The 23,028-nt window shown below is 61.4% G+C and carries 23 protein-coding genes and 2 tRNA genes; 13 read left to right on the top strand and 12 right to left on the bottom strand.

What is annotated here, in order from left to right:
• Positions 1–205: 205 nt before the first annotated feature.
• The 3 genes from CQ12_RS13295 to CQ12_RS13285 all read left to right on the top strand — a co-directional run bounded on the left by CQ12_RS13295 (position 206) and on the right by CQ12_RS13285 (position 4,614).
• The gene (locus CQ12_RS13295; RefSeq protein WP_057835797.1) at positions 206–2,656 is read left to right on the top strand and encodes an arylsulfatase; all 2,451 of its coding nucleotides are present in this window, start codon (positions 206–208) and stop codon (positions 2,654–2,656) included.
• 418 nt (positions 2,657–3,074) lie between these two features.
• Positions 3,075–4,097: a SphA family protein gene (locus CQ12_RS13290; protein WP_057835760.1), complete on the top strand. Its 1,023-nt coding sequence runs from the start codon at positions 3,075–3,077 to the stop codon at positions 4,095–4,097.
• Positions 4,098–4,152: 55 nt separating this feature from the next.
• Entirely contained in the window at positions 4,153–4,614 is a 462-nt protein-coding gene (locus CQ12_RS13285) for a DUF2721 domain-containing protein (protein ID WP_245309891.1), read from the top strand.
• A gap of 133 nt (positions 4,615–4,747) precedes the next feature.
• On the opposite strand, the gene CQ12_RS13280 is transcribed toward CQ12_RS13285, so the two are convergent.
• The 4 genes from CQ12_RS13280 to CQ12_RS13265 form a co-directional block, all read right to left on the bottom strand.
• Entirely contained in the window at positions 4,748–5,404 is a 657-nt protein-coding gene (locus tag CQ12_RS13280; RefSeq protein WP_057835758.1) for a MarC family protein, read from the bottom strand.
• 62 nt (positions 5,405–5,466) lie between these two features.
• Positions 5,467–6,792 carry an outer membrane protein gene (locus tag CQ12_RS13275; RefSeq protein WP_245309890.1) on the bottom strand — a complete coding sequence of 442 codons (1,326 nt, stop codon included), beginning with the start codon at positions 6,790–6,792 and terminating at the stop codon, positions 5,467–5,469.
• Between the two features lie 468 nt (positions 6,793–7,260).
• Positions 7,261–7,569 (bottom strand): hypothetical protein, encoded by a 309-nt coding sequence (locus tag CQ12_RS13270; protein WP_157088186.1) that lies wholly within the window; start codon positions 7,567–7,569, stop codon positions 7,261–7,263.
• A gap of 168 nt (positions 7,570–7,737) precedes the next feature.
• Positions 7,738–8,271 carry a Dps family protein gene (locus CQ12_RS13265; RefSeq protein ID WP_057835755.1) on the bottom strand — a complete coding sequence of 178 codons (534 nt, stop codon included), beginning with the start codon at positions 8,269–8,271 and terminating at the stop codon, positions 7,738–7,740.
• Between the two features lie 124 nt (positions 8,272–8,395).
• Between CQ12_RS13265 and CQ12_RS13260 the strand changes: the two genes are divergently transcribed.
• The 5 genes from CQ12_RS13260 to CQ12_RS13240 all read left to right on the top strand — a co-directional run bounded on the left by CQ12_RS13260 (position 8,396) and on the right by CQ12_RS13240 (position 14,476).
• On the top strand, positions 8,396–9,097 hold the full coding sequence (locus CQ12_RS13260) for a class I SAM-dependent methyltransferase (RefSeq protein WP_057835754.1): 702 nt from the start codon (positions 8,396–8,398) through the stop codon (positions 9,095–9,097).
• A 79-nt stretch (positions 9,098–9,176) separates the two neighbouring features.
• A tRNA-OTHER gene (locus CQ12_RS13255) sits at positions 9,177–9,252 on the top strand.
• A 262-nt stretch (positions 9,253–9,514) separates the two neighbouring features.
• Entirely contained in the window at positions 9,515–12,979 is a 3,465-nt protein-coding gene (carB, locus tag CQ12_RS13250; RefSeq protein WP_057835753.1) for a carbamoyl-phosphate synthase large subunit, read from the top strand.
• A gap of 216 nt (positions 12,980–13,195) precedes the next feature.
• Complete coding sequence (gene greA / locus CQ12_RS13245) at positions 13,196–13,669, top strand: transcription elongation factor GreA (RefSeq protein WP_157088185.1); 474 nt, start codon at positions 13,196–13,198, stop codon at positions 13,667–13,669.
• 393 nt (positions 13,670–14,062) lie between these two features.
• The gene (locus tag CQ12_RS13240) at positions 14,063–14,476 is read left to right on the top strand and encodes a DoxX family protein (RefSeq protein WP_057835796.1); all 414 of its coding nucleotides are present in this window, start codon (positions 14,063–14,065) and stop codon (positions 14,474–14,476) included.
• 128 nt (positions 14,477–14,604) lie between these two features.
• Here the strand turns inward: CQ12_RS13240 and CQ12_RS13235 are convergent, their stop codons facing one another.
• Positions 14,605–15,084: an Lrp/AsnC family transcriptional regulator gene (locus CQ12_RS13235; RefSeq protein ID WP_057835751.1), complete on the bottom strand. Its 480-nt coding sequence runs from the start codon at positions 15,082–15,084 to the stop codon at positions 14,605–14,607.
• 281 nt (positions 15,085–15,365) lie between these two features.
• Between CQ12_RS13235 and trxB the strand changes: the two genes are divergently transcribed.
• From trxB to dapA, 3 genes are all read left to right on the top strand, one after another.
• Entirely contained in the window at positions 15,366–16,331 is a 966-nt protein-coding gene (gene trxB, locus CQ12_RS13230; protein ID WP_057835750.1) for a thioredoxin-disulfide reductase, read from the top strand.
• 2 nt (positions 16,332–16,333) lie between these two features.
• Positions 16,334–17,257 (top strand): LysR family transcriptional regulator, encoded by a 924-nt coding sequence (locus CQ12_RS13225; RefSeq protein WP_057835749.1) that lies wholly within the window; start codon positions 16,334–16,336, stop codon positions 17,255–17,257.
• A 545-nt stretch (positions 17,258–17,802) separates the two neighbouring features.
• Positions 17,803–18,735 (top strand): 4-hydroxy-tetrahydrodipicolinate synthase, encoded by a 933-nt coding sequence (gene dapA, locus CQ12_RS13220; protein WP_057835748.1) that lies wholly within the window; start codon positions 17,803–17,805, stop codon positions 18,733–18,735.
• A 50-nt stretch (positions 18,736–18,785) separates the two neighbouring features.
• Here dapA and CQ12_RS43690 read toward each other — a convergent pair whose 3' ends face one another.
• Entirely contained in the window at positions 18,786–18,926 is a 141-nt protein-coding gene (locus CQ12_RS43690) for a hypothetical protein (protein WP_157088183.1), read from the bottom strand.
• A gap of 229 nt (positions 18,927–19,155) precedes the next feature.
• Between CQ12_RS43690 and CQ12_RS47220 the strand changes: the two genes are divergently transcribed.
• Positions 19,156–19,290 carry a hypothetical protein gene (locus CQ12_RS47220; RefSeq protein WP_256380318.1) on the top strand — a complete coding sequence of 45 codons (135 nt, stop codon included), beginning with the start codon at positions 19,156–19,158 and terminating at the stop codon, positions 19,288–19,290.
• Positions 19,291–19,369: 79 nt separating this feature from the next.
• On the opposite strand, the gene CQ12_RS13215 is transcribed toward CQ12_RS47220, so the two are convergent.
• The 6 genes from CQ12_RS13215 to CQ12_RS13190 all read right to left on the bottom strand — a co-directional run bounded on the left by CQ12_RS13215 (position 19,370) and on the right by CQ12_RS13190 (position 22,513).
• Positions 19,370–20,050: a ParA family protein gene (locus tag CQ12_RS13215; RefSeq protein ID WP_057835747.1), complete on the bottom strand. Its 681-nt coding sequence runs from the start codon at positions 20,048–20,050 to the stop codon at positions 19,370–19,372.
• A 187-nt stretch (positions 20,051–20,237) separates the two neighbouring features.
• Entirely contained in the window at positions 20,238–20,567 is a 330-nt protein-coding gene (locus tag CQ12_RS13210) for a hypothetical protein (RefSeq protein ID WP_430642203.1), read from the bottom strand.
• 96 nt (positions 20,568–20,663) lie between these two features.
• Positions 20,664–21,014, bottom strand: coding sequence for a hypothetical protein (locus CQ12_RS13205; RefSeq protein ID WP_063799734.1), 351 nt, complete (start codon positions 21,012–21,014; stop codon positions 20,664–20,666).
• A 128-nt stretch (positions 21,015–21,142) separates the two neighbouring features.
• Positions 21,143–21,219: transfer RNA gene (locus CQ12_RS13200), tRNA-His, on the bottom strand.
• Positions 21,220–21,440: 221 nt separating this feature from the next.
• Positions 21,441–21,875 (bottom strand): phasin, encoded by a 435-nt coding sequence (locus CQ12_RS13195; RefSeq protein WP_057835795.1) that lies wholly within the window; start codon positions 21,873–21,875, stop codon positions 21,441–21,443.
• A 254-nt stretch (positions 21,876–22,129) separates the two neighbouring features.
• The gene (locus CQ12_RS13190; RefSeq protein WP_057835744.1) at positions 22,130–22,513 is read right to left on the bottom strand and encodes a phasin family protein; all 384 of its coding nucleotides are present in this window, start codon (positions 22,511–22,513) and stop codon (positions 22,130–22,132) included.
• 294 nt (positions 22,514–22,807) lie between these two features.
• Here CQ12_RS13190 and CQ12_RS13185 point away from each other — a divergent pair.
• On the top strand, positions 22,808–23,028 hold a 221-nt coding region (locus CQ12_RS13185), incomplete at its 3' end, for a hypothetical protein (RefSeq protein ID WP_245309893.1).

Raw genomic sequence — 23,028 nt, 5'->3', positions numbered from 1 at the left:
CCGGCGCTTCGGCGCCGGCGGCCGGTCGTGCAAACACGAAAGCCCTGACGAGGAGCAGACCAGAACTTTTGCGCAAGAGATTCTGGGACGGGTATTCGTCACGACACGTTCGCTGCGTCACACGCGTGGAGAAAATCCCATGATCGATGAAAAGGACAAGTGTCGGCCCAAACAGAAATGGCTATTGGCAACCGGCCTTGCGACCATGATCGTCGCTTTCCCAGCACTTCTCGCCGGACCGGCAGCAGCCCAGCAAATCACGGGCACGCCGGGCACGCCCGGCGCCACGATGACGATCGACGGCAAACAACTGCCGCCGGAGCCCCCGAAGTTCGGCGGCGTGATCAACGAAACGGCCAAGGATTCCAAGCCGTATTGGCCGCCGTCCGTCGTTCCGCCCAAAGGCGCGCCAAACGTGCTGCTGATCATGACCGACGATCAGGGTTACGGCGTTTCCGGCACCTTCGGCGGCGTGATCCCGACCCCGAACATGGATCGCATCGCCAACGCCGGCCTGCGCTATACCCAGTTTAACTCGACCGCACTGTGCTCGCCGACACGGGCCGCGCTGATCACCGGCCGCAACCACCACTCGGTCGGGTTTGGCGTCATCGGTGAAATGTCCACCGGCTATCCCGGCTACAATTCCGTCATTGGCCAGGAGAGCGCAACGATCGGAACCATTCTCCGCGACAACGGATATGCCACGTCGTGGTTCGGTAAGAACCACAACACTCCGACCTATCTGTACAGCGCGGCCGGGCCATTCGACCAGTGGCCGGTCGGCATGGGCTTCGAATACTTCTACGGATTCATGGGCGGCGAGACCGACCAGTGGACGCCCTACCTGTTTCGCAACACGACCCAGGTATTTCCATGGATCGGCAAGCAAAACTACAACCTCATCACCGACATGGCCGATGACGCCATCAACTACATGAACGGCTTGAACGCCGCCGCGCCGGACAAGCCGTTCTTTGTCTACTACGTGCCGGGTGGCACGCATTCGCCGCACCAGCCCAAGAAGGAATGGATCGACAAGTTCAAGGGCAAGTTCGACATGGGCTGGGAGAAGTTGCGCGAGCAGATCTTCGCCAACCAGAAGAAGCTCGGGGTCATCCCCGAGAATACCCAGCTTACTCCCTGGCCGGATACGCTGCCGAAGTGGGACTCGCTCTCCTTCGTGCGAAAAAAGCTGTACGCGCGCGAGGCCGAGGTGTTTGCCGGCTACGCCGCCTATACCGACTATGAGATCGGCCGCGTCATCCAGGCTGTCCAGGACATGGGCAAGCTCGACAACACGCTGATCATCTATATCAGCGGCGACAATGGCACGAGCGCCGAGGGCACGCTCGAGGGCACTCCGAACCAGATGACCGCCTACAACGCCATTCTGGACCTCCCGGAAGCCGAGCTGATGCTGAATTATGAAGCCTGGGGCTCCGACAAGACCTACCCGCACATGTCGGTGGCCTGGTCGTGGGCGTTCGACACGCCGTTCAAATGGACCAAGCAGGTGGCATCGCACTTCGGCGGCACACGACAAGGCATGGCGATATCGTGGCCCGGCCGCATCAAGGATGCCGGCGGCATTCGCAGCCAGTTCCACCACATCATCGACATCGTGCCGACGATCCTCGAAGCCTGCGGCATCGCGGCGCCCGCCACGGTCAACGGCATCGCGCAAAAGCCGATCGAAGGCGTGAGCATGACCTACACGTTCGACAAGGCAAACGCCAACGCGCCATCAAAACGCGAAACCCAGTATTTCGAGATGTTTGCCAATCGCGGAATCTACAACAACGGCTGGTACGCCGCGACGACGCCGCCGGTGCCGCCGTGGGTTTTGGGAACGGCGAAGCTGCCGGAGATCAACGACTACAAATGGGAGTTGTACAACATCGCCGAGGACTTTTCACAAAACAACGACCTCGCTGCGAAGAATCCCGACAAGCTGAAGGAGATGCAGGCACTGTTCCTGACGGAGGCGGCAAAATACCAGGTCTTGCCGCTGGACAATTCGGTCCTGCCCCGTCTCGTGACGCCGCGGCCGAGCGCGACCGCCGGGCGAACGGTGTTCACGTTCAAGGGAGAGAATGCCGGCATTCCCGACGGTAACGCTCCTAGCATCCTCAACAAGGACTATACCATCACCGCCGAGATAACCGTTCCCCAGGGCGGCGCGGAAGGAATGATCGCCACGCTGGGCGGCCGCTTCGGCGGATACGGCCTCTATCTGCTCAAGGGCAAGCCGGTGTTTTCCTACAATATGCTCAATCTCAAGCGGTATCGCTGGGAGGCCGGCGTGGGAAGTCGCGATGTCTTTGGCGACGCGCTCAAGCCCGGCAAGCACACGATCGTGTTTGACTTCAAGTACGATGGACCTGGCCCCGGCAAGGGCGGCACCGGTGTTCTCACGGTTGATGGCAAGCAGGTCGCCAAGAAGTCGATGCCGCACTCGATTCCTTTCCTGATGGCGATCGACGAGACCTTTGACATCGGCAGTGATACCCGCACCGCAGTGGACGACAGCTACAAGCTGCCGTTCCGGTTCACCGGCAAAATCGACAAGCTCACCTACAAACTTGGCGCAACTCAAATGACGGGCGGTGAGCAAAAGCTGATGCGGCACGCGCTCGAAAGAGCGAGGGACTAGCCCAATCCAATTGATCTGCGGGCATCAAAAGGATGTCCGCAGATTCATCGTTGCGCGAGAAAGCATCTTTCTCAGAGCCCGCTTCGGTCTTCAGCCAGTCGCATCAAGGACAATCGCGCACCGGCGCGCAGCGGGCTTCATTGATCCGCCGCCGATGCCGGACGCGGGGCCGCCTCCGCAAAGCCCGTTGACGTGCATAGCAGCGATAGTCTCGTGACTTCAGCGCAACAGTCGCGACGGATTTTCGATCTGGACCGCTTTCGCGGGGCGATGGCTTACGACGAGACATTCGATCTATGTCAATCTCGGATAGATCACTGTGATCTCAGGGCATTGGGAGCAACAGATGGCACACGAACCATTTAATCGAGGACTCAGCGCCCTTCTCAAATATGCAGGTGCCGGCCTGTCGATTGCGATGCTGGCCGCCCTTCCCGGCGTGGCGCACGCCGATGAAAACGGCATCAGCTTCTGGGTCCCCGGTTTCTTTGGAAGCCTCGCGGCCACACCGCAGCAGCCGGGTTGGTCGCTGGCGAATATCTACTACCACACCTCCGTATCGGCCGGCGCCGACGTCGCGCGTGCGCGTAACTTCTCGCTCGACAGGGTTCCGGGCAACGTTACCTTGAACGCAAATCTGAATTTGAGCGTCAACGCCACCGGCAATCTTGGCTTTGTGATCCCGACCTATGTATTCGAGACGCCGGTGCTCGGCGGCCAGGCGTCGGTGTCTATGATAGCAGCCTATGGCGTCGTGGGCACCAGCCTGGCGGGGACCTTGTCAGGCGTGCTCACAGGCCCGTTCGGCAACAGCGTCCCCTTCTCGCGGTCCGACAGCATCAGCGACACGACATGGGGCTTTGGGGATCTGATACCGCAATTCGCATTGCGCTGGAACGCCGGCGTCCACAACTACATGACCTACATCACAGGCGACATCCCGGTCGGTGCTTACGAATCCACGCGTCTGTCGAATATCGGCATCGGACACGGCGCGATCGACGGCGGCGGCGGCTACACCTATTTCAATCCGCAGACCGGCCACGAATTCTCCGGCGTGCTCGGCTTCACCTACAATTTCAAGAATACGGCCACGCAGTATCAGAGCGGCGTCGACATGCACTTCGACTGGGGTGCATCGCAATTCCTGTCGAAGCAGGTCATGGTTGGCGCCGTCGGCTATGTCTACAAGCAACTCGGCTGTGACAGCGGTTCAGGCGACCGTGTCGGCTGCTTCCGGTCCCAGGTGGTTGGCGTCGGTCCTCAGATCGGATTCCTCTTTCCGGTCGGCGACATGCAGGGCTATCTCAACCTAAAGGCTTACGGCGAGTTTGCTGCGGAAAACCGGCCATCAGGCTGGAATACCTGGGTCACCTTCTCTATCTCGCCGCCGGCGCCCGGCGCGCCGCCGACAACAAAACCCGTCGTCAGAAAATATTAGGATCGGGCGGCTGAGGCGGGACGATCGTTCTCGAGAGACTTGACGGATCGATGGTTTGGCTTGGGCGGACGAAAGACGTTCAATGTATCCAGATACGCCGTCCGTCAGTCAGCTATCGCAGGTGATTTCGCAGGCGGCCGCGCCCGCGTTCCTTCTGGGTGCGCTGGCCGCCTTCATCGCCGTGCTGATTTCCCGCCTGAACCGGATCATCGACCGCACCGTGGTCCTGAACGGGATACCGGATCACGACGCTGTCCGATCCCGGCTCAAGGCCGATCTGCCACGCCTGATGCGGCGGGCGGCGATGCTGAACCGGGCAATCTTCTGGGCGGTGGTCGCCAGCATTTCTGTGACGCTTCTTGTGATCGTGGCGTTTGTAACCGCGTTCTTTCAGCTCCAACATGAGCGGGGGGTGGCCATCTTCTTCATGATTTCGTTGGGCGCTTTCACAATCTCGCTGGTCGATTTTGCTCGCGAGGTGCGGATCGCGCTGAGCGAGTTCGATCATTACGCCTGACGCGGTGACGTTGTCGTCGCGCCATCAAAGCAGCTAGCTGGGGCGCGGACTCATTGGCACGCAACCAATGTGGATGGATGCCAGCTTGACGAAGGCCAGCTAATTGGCTGCCAGCTTTGTCTGCGATCGCGCTTCAATGGAGAGAGGTTACGCCATGGGTTTGCAATGCTTCAATGATGCCGTCGAAGATCAGGGCGACCCCCATTGCGGAAACGAAGAAGCCGACGATCCTGGTAATGGCATCAATCCCCAGAGCACCCAATTTTTCCGAAAGCCTGCCTGCATAGACCAGGCACAGATAGGTCACGAGCATTGTAGCCAGTATGGCCGCCACGATAGCGACAAACGAGGTCAGTTCGGTTGCAGAATGCTTGATGGTCGATGCCATCCCAAGGATCGTCGCGATTGCACCTGGACCGCACATCAGCGGCAAGGCGAGTGGCACGAAGGCAATATTCGCGTCTTGCCCCACGTCGCTTGCTGGGATCACTGCTCCCCCCGACGGGGGCGGCGAAAAAAGCTGGAATCCGATTTTCATCAGGATGATGCCGCCGACGATACGGACCATGCTTAGCGGCACTCCGAACAGATGCAGTATCAGTGTGCCAAAGATGAGGAAAAACAGGCTGAGGAGCAGCGCATAAATACACGCATTCCGCGCGATCTGACGATGTGTCCTGGCATCCTTCTTTTCCAACAGTTTGAGATATACCGGCAGAACTTCGAGCGGGTTTATGATCGCGAGTAGCGTGGTGAAGGTGCCGATAAACAGCGAGAACTCGCGACCCATTTTTTGGCTCCCGAAGCTCGCCGCTAATTCCGGGCCATGACGCGAATGGTCACTCGCATTCGCTATTTCTCCGGAAACAGCAGTGAAAAGAAAGTGCGCAGTTGCCAATCCGGCGTGCCGGTTGGACGAGCGACGTTGTAATAGCCGGCTATCGAGGCACTCACTGGCTGGTCGCCTATTTTGAATATCCGGCCGAAACCGCCGCCGATCGGAACGGTCCAGCGTTGACCCGATGGCGCCAGCCAGTCCGCTGTAATGATCGGCGAAGACGTGAGATACCAGCCGCCGGCAAGATTATAATTGACGAACGGCTGCGCCAGAAACGTGTTGACGGGAGGCCGCAAAGGATTGCCCCCGACGGACCACTGATTGTTGAGCAGGACACCGATCACCCAATGGCCCGGCGTGGTCAAAAAGACGGCCGTGGGGCCAAGCAGCACGCGGCCGGTACCAAGTATCGGATCGGTCGCGGACGGAATGGTGAATACCGGTCCCGCGCCCCAAATAAGAGCGCCCGGATGCGCTGGTGAGAAGAACAACGATTGCGTGATGTCGCCAATTCCATTCGTGTTGCTGTCAAATATTGGACTGGGCTGACTGATCACGGGAATGATGGTGCGCGAAATCATGTTCCAGTCCGCATTGATGCGCAGCGGAACAACTGGCTGTATGTTCAATACCTCCTGTGCGCGGTTAAATGGTCCGGCGTTGAAATTGGTGTTGCTTTGGAATGGAAGGCTGACGAGGTCTGCGATCGGGTTTTGTGATTGTTTGGCCAGGTCTTCATGGTCGGCGGTGTGGGCAGGACTGGCGGTTCTTGTCGGCGCGGCGGAATCGGGAAGGCCACTCACGAACTTGTAGTTGATACCGGCTTTGACCATTTGAAGGTCGCGGTTCAACGATATCGAAGGGACCGTTGATGACGTCCAGTTCGCGAGCCCCAGGTAATCGTATTCGAGCCTGACCGTCCAATTGGATTTGAAGCCGTATTCCAGGCCCGCCCCGGCAAGCCAACCCGAACTTGTGTTTGACCCGCTCCAGCTGACGCCCGGAAAGTTCAATATTGCATTGCTGTTTACCCAGCCGCCGCCGAACTTTGCGTAAACGAGCCAACGATCTGCCACGAGGCCCACGCGGCCTGCCACGGTGCCAATCCAGTTCTGGCGCACCGAGCCGAGTGTCGGGGTTGGTAGTGCTGGATGGGCAAACGTCGCGCCGTCGAATTCACCCTCGACGCCAAACAGAATGTGTCCAGCCTGAAAGTTGTAGCCCGCCTGAATCCCACCAATGAACTCGCTGAGGCCGCCGTACAAATTGTTGTTTGGAATGTTCAGGCTGCCGCTGGTCCATGCTCCACCAAAATCGCGCCAATATATGGTCCTGACCAATTATAGGGCGGATGGAGGATGGGCGGCGCTTTCACCGCCATGTCTGCGGCGTTAGCTGCAACGCTTGCGCTGAGCGCAATGAGCACGGCACCTCGGAGAAACAGGTTTCTCATGACTGGGCACCTCGAAATGAAAAGCTCAACATCTCGATTGCCGCGACATTTAACAACAACTGGGCACCCCTGGCCGTACCCTAAAAAGCACAGCGGGAGAAAATGGTAGAAATAGACAGTGTTGTTGACACGCTCGACACTTGCGACCTGGCTCGTCGCAAGATGAAGACGAGGGCGTATTTCTCAAATCGCGCGACGAACGAATGCGGGTCGAGATGTACTTCGCTCATCCCTAAAGCCCGCCGTATCTTCTGGCGTTGGCCCATCGCGTCGTTTCGTTGCTGTGCAACGTCGGCATCGGAGGCACGGCGGACCTTGGCAAGCCGCTTGCCCGGCGCGTTTGCAGGTTCACGGCCTAGCGGGCCCACTGCCCCATCTGCAGACAAGTCAGCAAACTGACGTAACTTGGCGTGCCACCAATGCTCTCTTGCGAGGTGCAACTTGCCCGGCTTGACGCGGGGAATTTCGTCCATTGGCCGGCGAGCTGTCGCTTCGCTCTCTGTTCATCGTTCACGCAGCTCTTCATCGACTGGTCAACGGAGAGACCGGCAGTGGCCGCGACGTCGAGCTTGCAACTCCGCGCAATGTCAAATTTCGGCACGCCGTCAGCCGCCGCGACGACCAACTGCGAACTCATAACGATCATCGGAAAAGAAATAGGCATTTCCCGCCTCCGGATCGCAGCAAAAGCTTCGGGCGCCGCTGTTCGAAGCCGCAGCCCAGCCTACCGCAAAGCCGGCCTGGACGCGACGGGAATGTCCTGCAGGCAGCCGCCGCAGGCCGCAGGGGGATGGCAGGCCGACCCTGCGCGCCTGCTCAAGCGCAACCGCGATCAGGCTGCGTTGGCGCCTTCCTGGCGGCTGGCCTCGAACAGGAACCAGGTGCGGCGCTCGGTCTCGTCGATGAACTGTTCGAGCAGGCTCGCGGTGCCCCTGTCCTCATTGTCGTCCGCGAGCTTGTGCGCCTTGCGCATCGCCGCCGCCATCTTCTTGTTGTCTTCCATCAGTTCGCGCAGCATCTGGCGCGCCGGCACGTAGGCCTCGTTGTTGTCCTGGATGGTCTGCAATTTGCCGATCTGCCCGATCGAGCGAATCGTTGTGCCGCCGATCTTGCGCACCCGTTCAGCCAGCTGGTCGGTGGTGCCGTAAACCGCTGCCGCCTGCTCGTCGAGCAGGAGATGGTAGTCGCGGAAATGGCGGCCGCTGACGTGCCAGTGAAAATTCTTGGTCTTCAGATAGAGCGCGAAGGCGTCCGCCAGCAGGACGTTGAGCGACGCGGAAATCTTCTCGACGGCGGCCGGCGCCAGGTCGGTCGGTGTATCGAGATCGGGGGATACCTTGTCGGATTTGTTGTTGGCTTTGCTCACGTTGCACCTTCCTGTTAGGAACCGGAGACTGCGGCGGGTGGACATTGGCCGCTGGACGACCTAACGCACTACTTTCAGGCTGGTTCCGGCACCGGAACCCGCTGTTTTGCGGGACATTGCGCGCATGGATGAATGGATCGACTATTACGATTCAACGCATACGATTTATGCGAGCAAGCTGCATCGCGACCTGCATTTCCAAGTCATCGCGCGCGACATCATCGGCTATATCGCGTCGCCCGACGCCGTCGTGCTGGACTATGCCTGCGGCGAGGCGCTGTCGGCCGCCAAGGTGGCGGACGCCTGTGCCAAGCTATATCTGGCCGAACCGGCGCCCGGCGTCCGCGGCCGGCTGATCGCGCGCTTTGCGCCAAACACCAAGATCCGCGTCCGTTCGCTCGACGAACTGCGGACGATGAGCGAAGCGGTCGACCTCGTGGTGATGAATTCGGTCGCGCAGTACATGACGCCGGATGAACTGGATTCGGCGTTTGCGGTCATTGGCCGGCTGTTGAAGCCCAACGGCCGCCTGGTGCTGGGCGACATCCTGCGGCCCGAAGTCGGGATGTTCAGGGACGTGCTGGCGCTGCTGAAATTCGCACGTGCCCACGGCTTTCTGAAAGACGCCCTCTATGGCCTCGCCAGCACGGCGCTGTCGGACTACCGACAACTGCGCACCCGCGTCGGGCTGCAGCGCTACGGCGAAAACGAGATGATCGAGAAACTCGCCGCCGCCGGCTTTGCCGCCTCGCGCGCGCAGCAGAATATCGGCCACAATCCGTGGCGGATGACCTTCGTGGCGAAGCACGCATTCCAGCGCCCTTGAGCGCAACGCGCGCCAGGGTTGTTAACCCTAAAGTGTGGTAAGCATGGTTCACCGCGCCGTGATCGGCAATGATGGGCGCGGCCCGGTGGCGGAAGCGACGACGCGGGAGCAGTGCAATGCTCTTTATCCTGGTTCAAATCCAGGCCGGGCCTCCAGCCTTCGCTGCTGACGCAGCTACGGCCCGGCAAGCCCTATCGTAGCGAAGGCTTCCGCGGCGTAGCCCGAAGGGCGTAGCCGGGCCTCAGCAACATGGCGCATTTTCCTTAAAATCGCGGTTGATGAGGGGTTTTTGGGGGTTTCGCGGGTGCAAAATCTGGTCTAAAGACCACCCGCGCGCGAGGGTGACCCGCGCTCTTGGCTTAGGGGACGCGCGGCTGCGCGCCCTTTTTTTGTGCCCAAAATCCAGTCTGAAAGCTGATGCCCAAAAGAACAGATATCTCCACCATCCTGATCATCGGCGCCGGTCCCATCGTGATCGGCCAGGCCTGCGAATTCGACTATTCCGGCACCCAGGCGGTGAAGACGCTGAAGGAAGAGGGCTACCGCATCGTCCTCGTCAATTCCAATCCGGCCACCATCATGACGGACCCGGAACTGGCTGATGCGACCTATATCGAGCCGATCACCCCCGAGATCGTCGCCAAGATCATCGAGAAGGAGCGCTACGTCATTCCGGGCGGCTTTGCGCTGCTGCCGACCATGGGCGGCCAGACCGCGCTGAACTGCGCGCTGTCGCTGCGCCGCCAGGGCACGCTCGACAAATTCGACGTCGAGATGATCGGCGCTACCGCTGACGCCATCGACAAGGCCGAGGATCGCCAGCTGTTCCGCGAGGCCATGACCAAGATCGGGCTTGAGACGCCGAAGTCGCGGCTCGCCAACGCCTCCGCCCTGAAGAAATCCTATCGCGACAAATATCTCGCCGAACGCGAGAAACTGTCCGGCGCCGCGCTCGATGAGCTCGAACGGCAATGGACGATCGGCGAGAACGAGCGCCGCAAGCGCTACCAGGAGCACGCGCTCGGCGAAGCGCTGATGGCGCTGTCCGAGATCGGGCTGCCCGCGATCATCCGCCCCTCCTTCACCATGGGCGGCACCGGCGGCGGCATCGCCTACAACAAGGAAGAGTTTCTCGACATCATCGAACGCGGCCTCGACGCCTCCCCGACCAACGAAGTGCTGATCGAGGAATCCGTGCTCGGCTGGAAAGAGTTCGAGATGGAGGTGGTGCGCGACAAGAAAGACAATTGCATCATCGTCTGCTCGATCGAGAACCTCGATCCGATGGGCGTGCACACCGGCGATTCCATCACGGTGGCGCCGGCGCTGACGCTGACCGACAAGGAATACCAGATCATGCGCGACGCCTCGATCGCGGTGCTGCGCGAGATCGGGGTCGAGACCGGCGGATCCAACGTGCAGTTCGGCGTCAATCCCGAGGACGGCCGCATGGTCGTGATCGAGATGAACCCGCGCGTGTCGCGCTCCTCGGCGCTGGCATCGAAAGCGACAGGATTCCCGATCGCCAAGGTCGCCGCCAAGCTCGCGGTCGGCTACACGCTCGATGAGATCGCCAACGACATCACCGGCGGCGCGACGCCGGCTTCGTTCGAGCCGACCATCGACTATGTCGTCACCAAGGTGCCAAGGTTTGCGTTCGAGAAATTTCCCGGCGCCTCCACCACGCTGACGACCTCGATGAAGTCGGTCGGCGAGGTGATGGCGATCGGCCGCACCTTCCAGGAAAGCCTGCAGAAGGCGCTGCGCGGGCTCGAGACCGGCCTGACCGGGCTCGACGACATCGAGATCGATGGCCTCGGCCAGGGCGACGACAAGAACGCGATCCGCGCCGCACTCGGCACGCCGACGCCGAACCGTATCCTGCAGGTGGCGCAGGCCATGCGGCTCGGCTGGTCGAATGAAGAGATCTTCAATTCCTGCAAGATCGATCCCTGGTTCCTCAGCGAGATGCGCGGCATCATCGACATGGAAACCAAGATCAGGACGCACGGCCTGCCGCCGAACGGCCATGGCATGCGCATGCTGAAGGCGATGGGCTTTTCCGACGCGCGGCTGGCCGTACTGTCCGAGTCCACGGAAGCCGAGATCACCACGAAGCGTCATGCGCTCGGCGTCCGTCCCGTGTTCAAGCGCATCGACACCTGCGCCGCGGAATTCGCTTCCCCCACCGCCTACATGTACTCGACCTATGAGGCGCCGTTCGCGGGCGCGCTCGCAGATGAGAGCGCGCCGTCGGACAGGAAGAAGGTCATCATCCTCGGCGGCGGCCCGAACCGGATCGGCCAGGGCATCGAGTTCGACTATTGCTGCTGCCACGCCTGCTTCGCGCTCGACGACGCCGGCTATGAGACCATCATGGTCAACTGCAATCCGGAGACGGTGTCGACCGACTACGACACCGCCGACCGCCTCTATTTCGAACCGCTCACCGCCGAGGACGTGCTGGAAATCGTCGCCACCGAGCGGCAGAACGGCACGCTGCACGGCGTGATCGTGCAGTTCGGCGGCCAGACCCCGCTGAAGCTGGCGCGCGCGCTGGAAGCCGCCGACGTGCCGATCCTCGGCACCTCGCCCGACGCCATCGACCTCGCGGAAGACCGCGACCGCTTCAAGCGCGTGCTCGACAAGCTAAGGTTAAAGCAGCCCAAGAACGGCATCGCCTATTCGGTCGAGCAGGCACGGCTGGTATCGGCCGATCTCGGCCTGCCGCTGGTTGTTCGCCCGTCCTACGTGCTGGGCGGCCGTGCGATGCAGATCATCCGCGAGGAAAACCAGCTCAACGATTACCTGCTCGGCACCCTGCCCGAACTGGTGCCGGCCGACGTCAAGGCGCGCTACCCCAACGACAAGACCGGGCAGATCAACACCGTGCTCGGCAAGAACCCGCTGCTGTTCGACCGCTATTTGTCCGATGCCACCGAGATCGACGTCGACTGTCTTTGCGACGGCAAGGACACTTTCATCGTCGGCATCATGGAGCATATCGAGGAAGCCGGCATTCACTCCGGCGATTCCGCCTGTTCGCTGCCGCCGCATTCGCTTGATACGAAGATGATCGAGGAGCTCGAGCGGCAGACCCGCGAACTCGCGCTCGGCCTCGACGTCGTCGGCCTGATGAACGTGCAGTACGCAATCAAGGACGGCGAGATCTACGTGCTCGAAGTCAATCCGCGGGCGTCGCGCACCGTGCCGTTCGTCGCCAAGGTCGTCGGCACGCCGGTGGCGAAGATCGCAGCAAGAATCATGGCCGGCGAAAAGCTTGCCGATTTCAAGCTGAAGAAGAAGCAGCTCGGCCATGTCGGCGTAAAGGAGTCCGTCTTCCCGTTCGCGCGCTTCCCGGGCGTCGATACCGTGCTCGGTCCGGAAATGCGTTCGACCGGCGAGGTCATGGGCATCGACCGCTCGTTCGAGGTCGCCTTTGCGAAGAGCCAGCTCGGCGGCGGCACCCGCGTGCCGCGCAAGGGCACCGTCTTCGTTTCGGTGCGCGAGACCGACAAGGACCGAATCGCGGATGCGGTGCGCTTGCTGCACTCGCTCGGCTTCAAGGTGATGGGCACCTCAGGCACCCAGCGTTTCCTGACCGACAAGGGCATTCCGACCGAGAAGGTTAACAAGGTGCTGGAAGGACGCCCGCACATTGTCGACGCCATCACCAATGGCGACATCCAGCTCGTCTTCAACACCACCGAAGGGCCGCAGGCGCTGGCGGACAGCCGTTCGCTGCGGCGGGCTGCCCTCTTGCATAAAGTGCCGTATTACACCACTCTTTCGGGTGCTGTAGCGGCCGCCCAGGGCATCCGCGCCTATCTGGGCGGGGACCTTGAGGTCCGCACATTGCAGAGTTACTTTTCCGAGACCTGATCGTTGGCTGGGCGAATGCCCGCTAAACGGTTGGCAATAAAGCCGTATGGCTGGAACTCACCGCTCGTTTGGATGTTGAATCGGCCCCTGAAGGGGCCGAAATTAATAGGCTGGCGGGCTCGTTATCGGGCCACGAAAGCCCGAATCAAAATCTAGGAAGTACCTCGTGCGCGCAGCGCCCCGGGCGTCTCGCACGATGGAAGGACGGAAGAGATGATGGATAAGGTTCCGATGACTGCGGGCGGCTATGCCGCCCTCGAGATCGAGTTGAAGAAGCGCCAATCGGAGGATCGTCCGCGCATCATCGAGCATATTGCGGAAGCGCGCTCGCATGGCGATCTCTCCGAGAACGCGGAATATCACGCGGCCAAGGAAGAGCAGTCACACAATGAAGGCCGCATCGCCGAGATCGAGGACAAGCTCGCGCGCGCCGACGTGATCGACATCTCGAAACTCTCCGGCGATACCATCAAGTTCGGCGCCACCGTCACGCTGGTCGATGAGGACACCGAGAAGAAAACGGTGTGGCAGATCGTCGGCGAAGTCGAGGCCGACGCCAAGAAGGGCCGCATCTCCATCACCTCGCCGCTCGCCCGCGCGCTGATCGGCAAGAAGAAGGGCACCACCGTCGAAGTGATGGCGCCGGGCGGCGCCAAGGCGTACGAGATCACCAAGGTCGAGTGGCGCTAACGCGCGATCCGCCTGGAATCATGCTGCAGTCACCTGCAAGTTACTGTTGCGACAAAGCCGCGTTTGCCACGCGGCTTTTTTGTTGCCGCCGCGCTGACAGGATTGTGAGTGGTGGTGTGGCGGGTTTTTGAATATCCGCTCCAGACAATACTTATGCATTATAACTAAGTCGATCGGCGGAAAACCCCGGCATTTCGCGGCGATGAATTGAACGCCGCGGTCTGCCGGGGCGTCATCTTGCTGCGTTGCATCAGCGACAAATGTCGCAAAGCGGCGAGCTGACGGGGAATGATTCAATTTCAGGGGTGTTGTGTCGGCATCACACGCGATGTGCCAACACCGTGTAATCTCGTCACGCCAAGTTCTGGCGTGTCAAACAAGGGGGACGATGAGATGGACCAATTCGACAAACTGCTCGCCAAATGGCAGCCGCAGGCGCTCAGCCTGTTTCGCTTCATCACCGGGCTTCTGCTGTTTCAATACGGTGTCGCCAAGATTCTCGGCTTTCCGGTCGTACCGATGTTCGCAAAGATACCGCCGCTGATCGTGGTCGCCGGCACGATCGAGCTTGTGCTTGGCGCGCTGTTGATGATCGGCCTGTTCACGCGCCTCAGCGCATTCATCCTGTCCGGCCAGATGGCGTTCGCCTATTTCATCGGGCACATGTTCAAGACGCCCGCCGCACCGGTCTTTCACCCGATCCTCAACGGTGGCACGGCATCGATCCTGTTCTGCTTCGCCTGCCTCTATCTGGCGACCGCCGGCGGCGGCCCGATCAGCGCCGACGCGATGATGCGGAAGAAGTAGTCGCTATCCGTAGGGTGGGCAAAGGCGCGCCTTCGCGCCGTGCCCACCATTCGCGGTCTTGAAAAGATTCGGTGGGCACGCTTCGCTTTGCCCACCCTACGGCACCGGGAACGGCACCCGCTTGGGCCTCAACCCGCGACTTTCACATCGAGCGGCACCGCCGCTTCATATTTCGAATTGTGCAGCACCAGCGACGTCCGGACGTTGCGCACGTGCGGCGCAGCGGTCAGGTGGGTGACGAAATCCTGAAACGTCGCCATGTCGGGTGCGACGCATTTGAGGATGAAATCCACCTCGCCCGACAGCATCCAGCATTCCCGCACCAAGGGCTCGGCCCGAACGAATTGCTCGAACGCGCGCAAATCCGCATCCGCCTGGCTGGACAGATGCACGGAAGCGAACACGGTAACGTCGAAACCGAGCCGGCGCGGGTCGAGCAGGCCGCGGTAGCCCTGGATATAGCCCTCCTCCTCCAGCGTGCGGACGCGGCGCAGGCAGGGGGGTGGCGAGATGCCGACGCGTTTAGCCAGTTCCACGTTGGTGATTCGGCCATCCGCCTGGATCTCGGCAAGGATTCGGAGGTCGATTTCGTCAAGATTCTTCGACACGCGCGTCGGGTTCCCTAATTTGGCTGCGCTTTGGCAGGTCTTACCGGCAACTCTTTAGCCCAGGCTGCGCCGCTTGCGCAATTTTATTGCGCGTGCAGCGCCACATTTCGCAAAAGTGACTTCAGTTCCGGGGAAAATTTGCTGGGATGAATTGCAATTCTTGCATAGCTACCCAGATATCTTAGACTTGGATTTGACACTTTCAGCGCCCGCCGCGACGTCCTGCCGGGCGCTTTCTGCTCAGTCAAAAACAAACCCCCGAATAAGAGAGGGATCCGCCGATGCCTGCGCCTATCCATGCCAAGGTCGTCATTATCGGTTCCGGCCCCGCCGGTTACACCGCGGCGATCTACGCGGCGCGCGCGATGCTCGAACCCGTATTGATCCAGGGTATCCAGCCCGGCGGACAACTCACCATCACCACCGACGTGGAAAACTATCCGGGCTTCGCCGACGTCATCCAGGGCCCCTGGCTGATGGAGCAGATGGAAAAACAGGCGGCCCATGTCGGCACCAAGATCGTCACCGATCTCGTCACCAAGCTCGAACTCGCGCAGCGGCCGTTCCGGCTGACCTGCGACAGCGGCGACGTTTACCTGGCGGAAACCGTGGTCCTCGCCACAGGCGCGCAGGCGCGCTGGCTCGGCATCCCCTCGGAAGAAAAGTTCAAGGGCTTTGGCGTCTCGGCCTGCGCGACCTGCGACGGCTTCTTCTACCGGGCTAAGGAAGTGATCGTGGTCGGCGGCGGCAACACCGCGGTCGAGGAAGCGCTGTTCCTGACCAACTTCGCGTCACAAGTGACGATCGTGCATCGCCGCGATCATTTCCGCGCCGAACGCATCCTGCAGGACCGGCTGTTCAAGAACCCGAAGATCAAGGTGGTGTGGGACTCGGCGATCGACGAGATCTGCGGCACAGAGAACCCGAGCAAGGTCACCCATGTGCGGCTGAGGAACGTCAAGACCGGCACGCTGACGGAAGTCGCGGCCGACGGCGTCTTCATCGCCATCGGCCACGCGCCCGCAACCGAGCTCGTCAAGGATCAGATCAAGCTGAAACCCTCCGGCTATGTCGAGGTGGCGCCGAATTCGACCGCCACCTCGATCCCCGGCCTGTTCGCCGCCGGCGACGTGGCTGACGAAACCTACCGGCAGGCCGTCACGGCTGCCGGGCTCGGCTGTATGGCGGCCCTTGAGGCCGAACGTTTCCTCGCTTTGCGCGCGAGCGATCGCGCGGCGGCAGAATAATCATGCCTCGAACACGGGACGGATCAACGGACATGGATTGGGACAAGCTGAAGGTGTTTCACGCGGCGGCGGAAGCGGGAAGCTTTACCCATGCCGGCGAACAGCTCGGGCTTTCGCAATCGGCGGTATCGCGGCAGGTCAGCGCGCTGGAGCAGGAGCTCGCAGTGTCGCTGTTCCACCGCCATGCGCGGGGCCTCATCCTCACCGAACAGGGCGATCTTCTCTTCCGCACCGCGCATGATGTCTTCATGCAGTTGCAGGCCGCACGCGCCAAACTCACCGACAGCCGCGAGCGGCCGAGCGGCGATCTCAAGATCACGACGCCGCCTGCGCTCGGCATCAACTGGCTGATCCCGCGGCTCGACGAGTTCACCGCGCTCTATCCTGATATCCGCATCTCGCTGATCGTCACCGACGAGGATCTCGATCTGTCGATGCGCGAGGCGGACGTTGCGATCCGGACCCGCAAGCCGACACAGCCTGACCTGATCCAACGCAAGCTGTTCTCGATCGGCTTCCACGCCTATTGCTCGCCCGAATACATCAAGCGCTTCGGCACGCCGCGCACGCTCGACGACCTCGACTCGCACCGCATCATCATGCTGGGCGATGCGCAGGTTCCGGTGCATCTGCAGAACCGCAGCTGGCTGATCGACGCCGGCCGCAACGGCTCGGGCCCACGCGAAGCCTACTTTAAGGTGAACAATATCTTAGGGCTGGTCCGCGCCTGCCAGCAGGGGCTCGGCATCGCCGCGCTGCCCGACTATCTGGTCGAGGAAAACAACCGCCTGGTACAGCTGTTCGGCGAAACCGATTCGATCGCGATCGACACCTACTTCGTCTATCCTGAAGAGTTGAAGACGGTCGCACGCGTGCAGGTGTTCCGCGACTTCGTGGTCAGCAAGGCACAGCGCTGGCCGTCCTAGAGCATGATCCGGAAAAGTGGGTACCAGTTTTCCGGAAAGTTCATGCTCAAAAAACAAGGTAGCGGAGCGGCTGCCGTCGTTTCGGATTAGCCTATTTAATAGAGGGCGCGCTCACCGCATGTCTGACATGCGGCTTGGGCGCTTGCTGCGAGGCACTGATGAGGATCATAGTACTTGAACGCTGAGCGATCGCGTCGCGCATATGTCCCCCTCCTCCAGTGACGCGGTGGTTCAGTAATCCCTCTTGGAAGGTGATTGTGTCGGCCTCACGTGGCCAATACCTCGAGCCGGGCTTTCGGGCCCGGCTTTTTTTTATCCTCCGTGTCGTGTTCCCGCGCAGATTGACATTGAGGTTCTCGGCCTCCATCATCCGCACATGATCACGAGTTCGTGCGCAGCCCTGTCGTCGAAAAAAGGTCCCCACCCGGGGACCCGAGATCGACGCGCGCGCTGAAACTGCCGCAACCCGCGATCCGAAGCCCCGCCGTCTGGACGGGGTTTTTTTATTGGTCCCGTCTCCGGCTCACCCCATGAGGAGATGGACGATGACTGCCCCCACCACGAACGACCTGGCGAGCCGGCTGCACGGCCTGTGGCTGCCGCTGATCACGCCGTTCCGCAACGGCGAACTCGACGAGGCCTCGCTGCGCCGTCTCGTCCGCCACTATGCTGCCGGCCCGATCGACGGCTTCATTCTCGCGGCAACCTCGGGCGAAGGCATGTCACTCCGCGCGGACGAACTGGAGCGGCTGGTGACGCTGACGCGCAGCGAACTCTCCCTCTGCCAGCGCCATCTGCCGATCCTGCTCGGCCTGTCGGGCGCCTCCACCGCCAAGATGCAGGATGCGCTGGATGAGACGGCGGCATGGCCGATCGACGGCTATCTGATCGCGAGCCCCTATTATATCCGTCCGTCGCAGCGCGGCCTGCTGCAGCATTTCACCGCGCTCGCCGACCACGCCTCGTGGCCGATCGTGCTCTACAACATTCCCTACCGGACCGGCGTCAGCCTCAGCAACGAGACGCTGCTGCAGCTTGCGGCGCATCCGAACATCGTCGGCATCAAGGATTGCGGCGCCGACCGCGCGCAGTCGATCGACTTGCTGGCGCGGCGGCCGGCCGGCTTTCGCGTGCTGACCGGCGAAGACGCGGAGTATCACGATGCGCTTGCCGACGGCGCCGATGGTGCGATCCTGTTGTCGGCGCATCTGGAGACCGAATCCTTCGCCTCGATGCAGACGCTGCTGAGGCAAGGCGATCGCGACGGCGCGCGGGCGTGCTGGAAGGAACTCTCGCGGCTGACCCGGCTGTTATTCGCCGAGCCGAGCCCGGCGCCGGCCAAGCACTGGCTGGCGCGCAGCGGACTGATCGACAACGCCGAGGTTCGCCTGCCGATGGTGGAAGTGAGCGAAGAACTGGCGGCGTTGCTGGACGAGGAAATCGAACGGCGCAGGCCGCCAATGTTGCGGCGGGCGTAAGGATGCCAATCGTCTCCCTCTCGTCGCCTCGGCGGGAGGGAGAAAGAGAATCAGTTCACCAGCAGGCGATAGGTCATCACGGGCGCGAAGCCGAGCAGCATCGCCCAGATCGCGAATGACGAGACCAGCAGAACGTCATGCATGCTCTGGGCAAACTCGCCGATCGGAAATTTCCTGTTGTGCGCGCTCATTGGTCTCCCCCGTTATTTTCTGAGGGACATCGATACGCATAAAATTTTAACGTCGCGCGCGGGGCTTCGCTCGACTTTGATAACGCCCGATCAGGGAATGTTAACCAGATGTCGCGGTGGTTAATCGCGGGTAGCAGGTGCGGTCAAATGCAAGCGAAATAGCAACCAGGTTCTTAAAGCCGATCGCGTATCGGAACAGAAGGAGCAACAAGAAACGCGGGGGCGCGTCGTGCATTTCGAAAACAATAGCTTTTCTGATCAACAAGGTTTTTCGACCGAGGACATCGTGTGGGCCGTCGGCATCTGGTCGGTGATCCTGACGCTGTCGCCGGTCGTCGTGTTCTACGTGCTGATGGTGGCGTAAGAGCCTTCACTCTCCCCACAAAAGAAAAACGCGCGGAGCGCCGCGCGTCTTTGTCAGTCAGAAAAAGAAAGCGGCGTGGTTACGCCGCCTGCTTGTGCATGGCGCCCGAAGCCGACGCCGTTCCGCGGATCGCCTTGATCGAACGCTCGATCGCGCCCCACAGCCTGGAGATCTCCGCCGCAGCACGGCCTTCCGCGTAATATTCGCGGGCGCCTTCGCCCTGGCTCAGCGCCATGATCAGATCGGCGCGGTTGGTGATCTGGCCGCTCCACACCGGTGCGCGGAATTTCGCCAGCGCTTCACGCGCGATGGTGACGATGCGGCTCTCGGCGCCGTCGCGTTCGGCAGGCGCGCCGTTGACCACGACCGCATAGGGCTTGCGCGCCGAGCGGCAGGTCTGAATCGTTTCCTGCACCGCGTTGACGTCGAACACGCCGGGCCGCGCCGGAATGATCACCATCGTCGCGTTGCGGATCGCGTCGTCGACGACGGCCGACAAATTCGGCGGCGTGTCGATGAACACCCATTCGACGCCGTCACGCTTGGCAGCGGCGACGATGCCGCTGACGGAATTCACCGCAGCCTTGATCGGCGGTTCATTGGTGCCGCGCAATTTGTGCCAGAGCGTAAGCGAGCCCTGCGGATCGGCGTCGACGAGCAAAATGGGCTTCGTTGCCTTGTGAACATGGGCAGCGAGGTGAGCAGCCAGGGTACTTTTTCCCGAGCCTCCCTTACGTGATGCGAAAACAATTACGTTCATACCTTGGCCTCCAGTTGACCCCAGAAGCCGAAAATGAATCAGCGCGCTGATTCGTGAAAGAAAAATTTATCAGTCGCCGCGATGGGGCCACTTAATTGCCAATAAGGCTGGTTTTTGAGTCACACCGTGCAATCCCGGTCACCCGAAAACGGAATCGGCTGAATGCCTTGCAACGTGCGTTGACCGCTCACTGCATGCTTTTGACGCGCTCGCGTTCCAGCTTTGCGCGCTGACGCTCCAACCATTTGCGTTCGATCCATCCGAGCCCCTGCGCCATCGGCTTCTGCAGCGGTGGGATGTCCTGCGCGAACAAAAGGAGTCCGAGCGGCAGCATCCAGAGCCCGAGCACCGGCAGGAAGCTGAGGAAGCCGCCGACGACCAGAAGAAACGCGAGCGGAATCCGAACATAGATCGACGACGGTTTGCGCACCCAGCCGACGAATTTCGCCGGCCGCGACGGCAGCTTTTTCTCGAACCAGGCAAAGTGCCTGTCGAGTTCCTTTTGATGCTGACTCAATGAACCCTCTCCTCTTGTCCGAGAGATGTTCATTGGATCGCCCGTCGGCAAGCGTCGTTCTGCCGCCTGAAGGGATCTTGAAATAAATGTCCGCCGTCAGGTCGCGGGCTTTCTCGGCTTCTTGCGCGACTTGGCAGCGGCCGCCTTGCGCGGGGCGGCCGGCCGGATGACCGTCGGCCGACCGGCCGGTCGCGCCGAAACTTCACCCGGCTCGGGGCGAAAGTGCGCGCGGCAGGCCGGCGAGAGCTGGGATTTCCTGGCGACCATGCAGGCCGTCACGCGGCTGATGTCAGGGATTTCGGAGCTGCAGAGGCGAAACGCATCGCCGGTGCAGGCCTGCTCCTGTTCGGGAGTGTAGGCGTGGCCGGCGGTGGACCAGATCGAAACCGACAGTGTTGTGGCCAGCATCAATCCAAACCGGAAATTCCCTGCCCGAAAAATCGCCATCAAATCCCCCCAGTGCAAAATTTGGCGGAATTGTGGGTGAGCGGATCAGGATTCGCAAGCACGGGTGGCCACCACGCCACAGCACAAGTGTCGCGGCAGTTCGTGCGGCAAATTCAGGCGTGGAGAGCTGGTACAGTTGGGTGGGCTCGAACCACCGACCTCCTGTTCCACAGACAGGCGCTCTAACCAACTGAGCTACAACTGCATCCTTGCGAGGCCCCGAAAGGGGTCGCGAATGGGCGGGAAACTAGGTGCAACGCCTCGCTTTGGCAAGTGCGCGAAGTCACACAATATTGGTCATCCCGCAAGCGCAATTCGTTCAACGCGCGAGATCCGCCGATGGCCCCGGAAGCCGGCCAAATCGGCCAGCGGCAGCAAAAAGCCCGGGCGGTTTCGCCCGGGCTTTTCGAAAGCGATGCAGCCCGATCAGGCGGCCGGCTTGTAGTACTTCGAGGCGGAAGCCTTGATCGGCTCGACGGTCTCGCTGGCGACCTTCTGGCCGAGCTCGGCGAGCTCCTTGGCCTGGGCGGTGAAGGTCTCGTATTGCTTCTTGGCGTGCGCGGTCCACAGCTCGAGCGCCGCGGCCGGCGTCTTCACACCGAGCAGCTCCTGCGCGAAATCGAGCGAGGACGAGGTGTTGGCCTTGAAGAACTCGATCAGCTTGCCGTTGTACTCGCTGGCGCCCTTGCTGGCCGAGGTGAACACGGCCTCGATGGTGCCGTTGTGGGTTTCGGCGGCATCCTTGAACTTGGCGTAGCTGTCGCGGGCCTGCGAGACGCCCTTTTCGGCGAACGCACGCACCTGCTCGGGAACTTCGAAGGGGATAATGGAGGCGGAGAAGGGATCGGTGGGGCTGGTCACGGCTTGCATCCTTCACAACGGGGTTAAACGATGTTCCCCCTCGAGGAGGCCGGGCAGGCAAGCGGCCGAGGGGTAACGCACAACACGCACTCACGGAAAGTGCCCATCCTCGGGCCCGCCTAATAAGCACCCATATCATGTCAAATTTGTGCAACGCACTGCAATTTGTGGTGCGATGCCGCAAATAAACCCGCACCGGATGCGCGTTCCAGCCGGGTAACCCGAGGATTGCTGACCTCGCCGACATGGAAAGGTCAGACTTTCGGCTTGGCGGCTTCGATCGCGGCCTTGCCGACGATCTGGCTCATTTCGCTGGCCTGCTCCGCCAGCGCGCGCATTTGCGCCTGCACATATTCGCTTTGCAGCCGCATCACCTCGGGCAGGTCCTTGGCCTTCAGCAGCAGCTGCGCGTGATCGAGCGAGGCCTGCACGTTCTTCTCGGCATAGGCGACGGCCTTTTCCCGGACATCCTTGGCGCCCTCGCGCACCGTCGCACCGCGTTCCTCGATGGACCCGGCGGCGGCCTGCGCGGCGGCGACGAATTTCTCGAACGTCTTGCGGGCCTGCTCGAAGCTTGCTTCCGCCATCGTTCGCATTTCCTTGGGTATTTCGAAACGGTCTCGCGCTTCATCGCTCATGGATGGCTCCTTTGCATTGGCAGGGATTGCGTGCAGATACCGCCAAGGGGGCGCGCTCCGGAAACGGATGCGGCGCCCGGGAGGCTGCCATCGTTGGCACCTCACGGCGGTTTGCAACCCACCCAACGCAGCGGCCGGCCGAAGGGTTCAGCCGGTTAAGGTTATCCATGGGTTAAATTACCGCCGGAGCGCCGGGCCGTGGACCTGCCACCGCCGGCTTGCGATAGTAATGTTCCCTTAACGCTGTCGGCATTGTGGCTGCCGATGCTGACGCCGGGCGGTCATGTACTTGCGATGACGGAAGCGGAACTTCAGTGGCGGGCGCTCGGCGATCCGCGATTGGCGGCCTATGCGGCGAGCCCCCTGCCCGCCTGGTTATGGACCGCCGACGGCAAGCGCATCCTTTGGGCCAATGCGGCCGGCGCCCGCGTGCTCGGCGCCGCCAGCGCCGCGACGTTGGCCGAAAAAGCCTTCGGACCGGCCGACCGGCACCGGCGGCAGATCGCGCGGCTGGC

It is taken from the genome of Bradyrhizobium jicamae (assembly GCF_001440395.1).
In the GTDB taxonomy this organism is placed as follows: domain Bacteria; phylum Pseudomonadota; class Alphaproteobacteria; order Rhizobiales; family Xanthobacteraceae; genus Bradyrhizobium; species Bradyrhizobium jicamae.
Note: the sequence above shows the minus strand (reverse complement) of the source record. Positions and strands in the feature narration are given on the sequence as shown.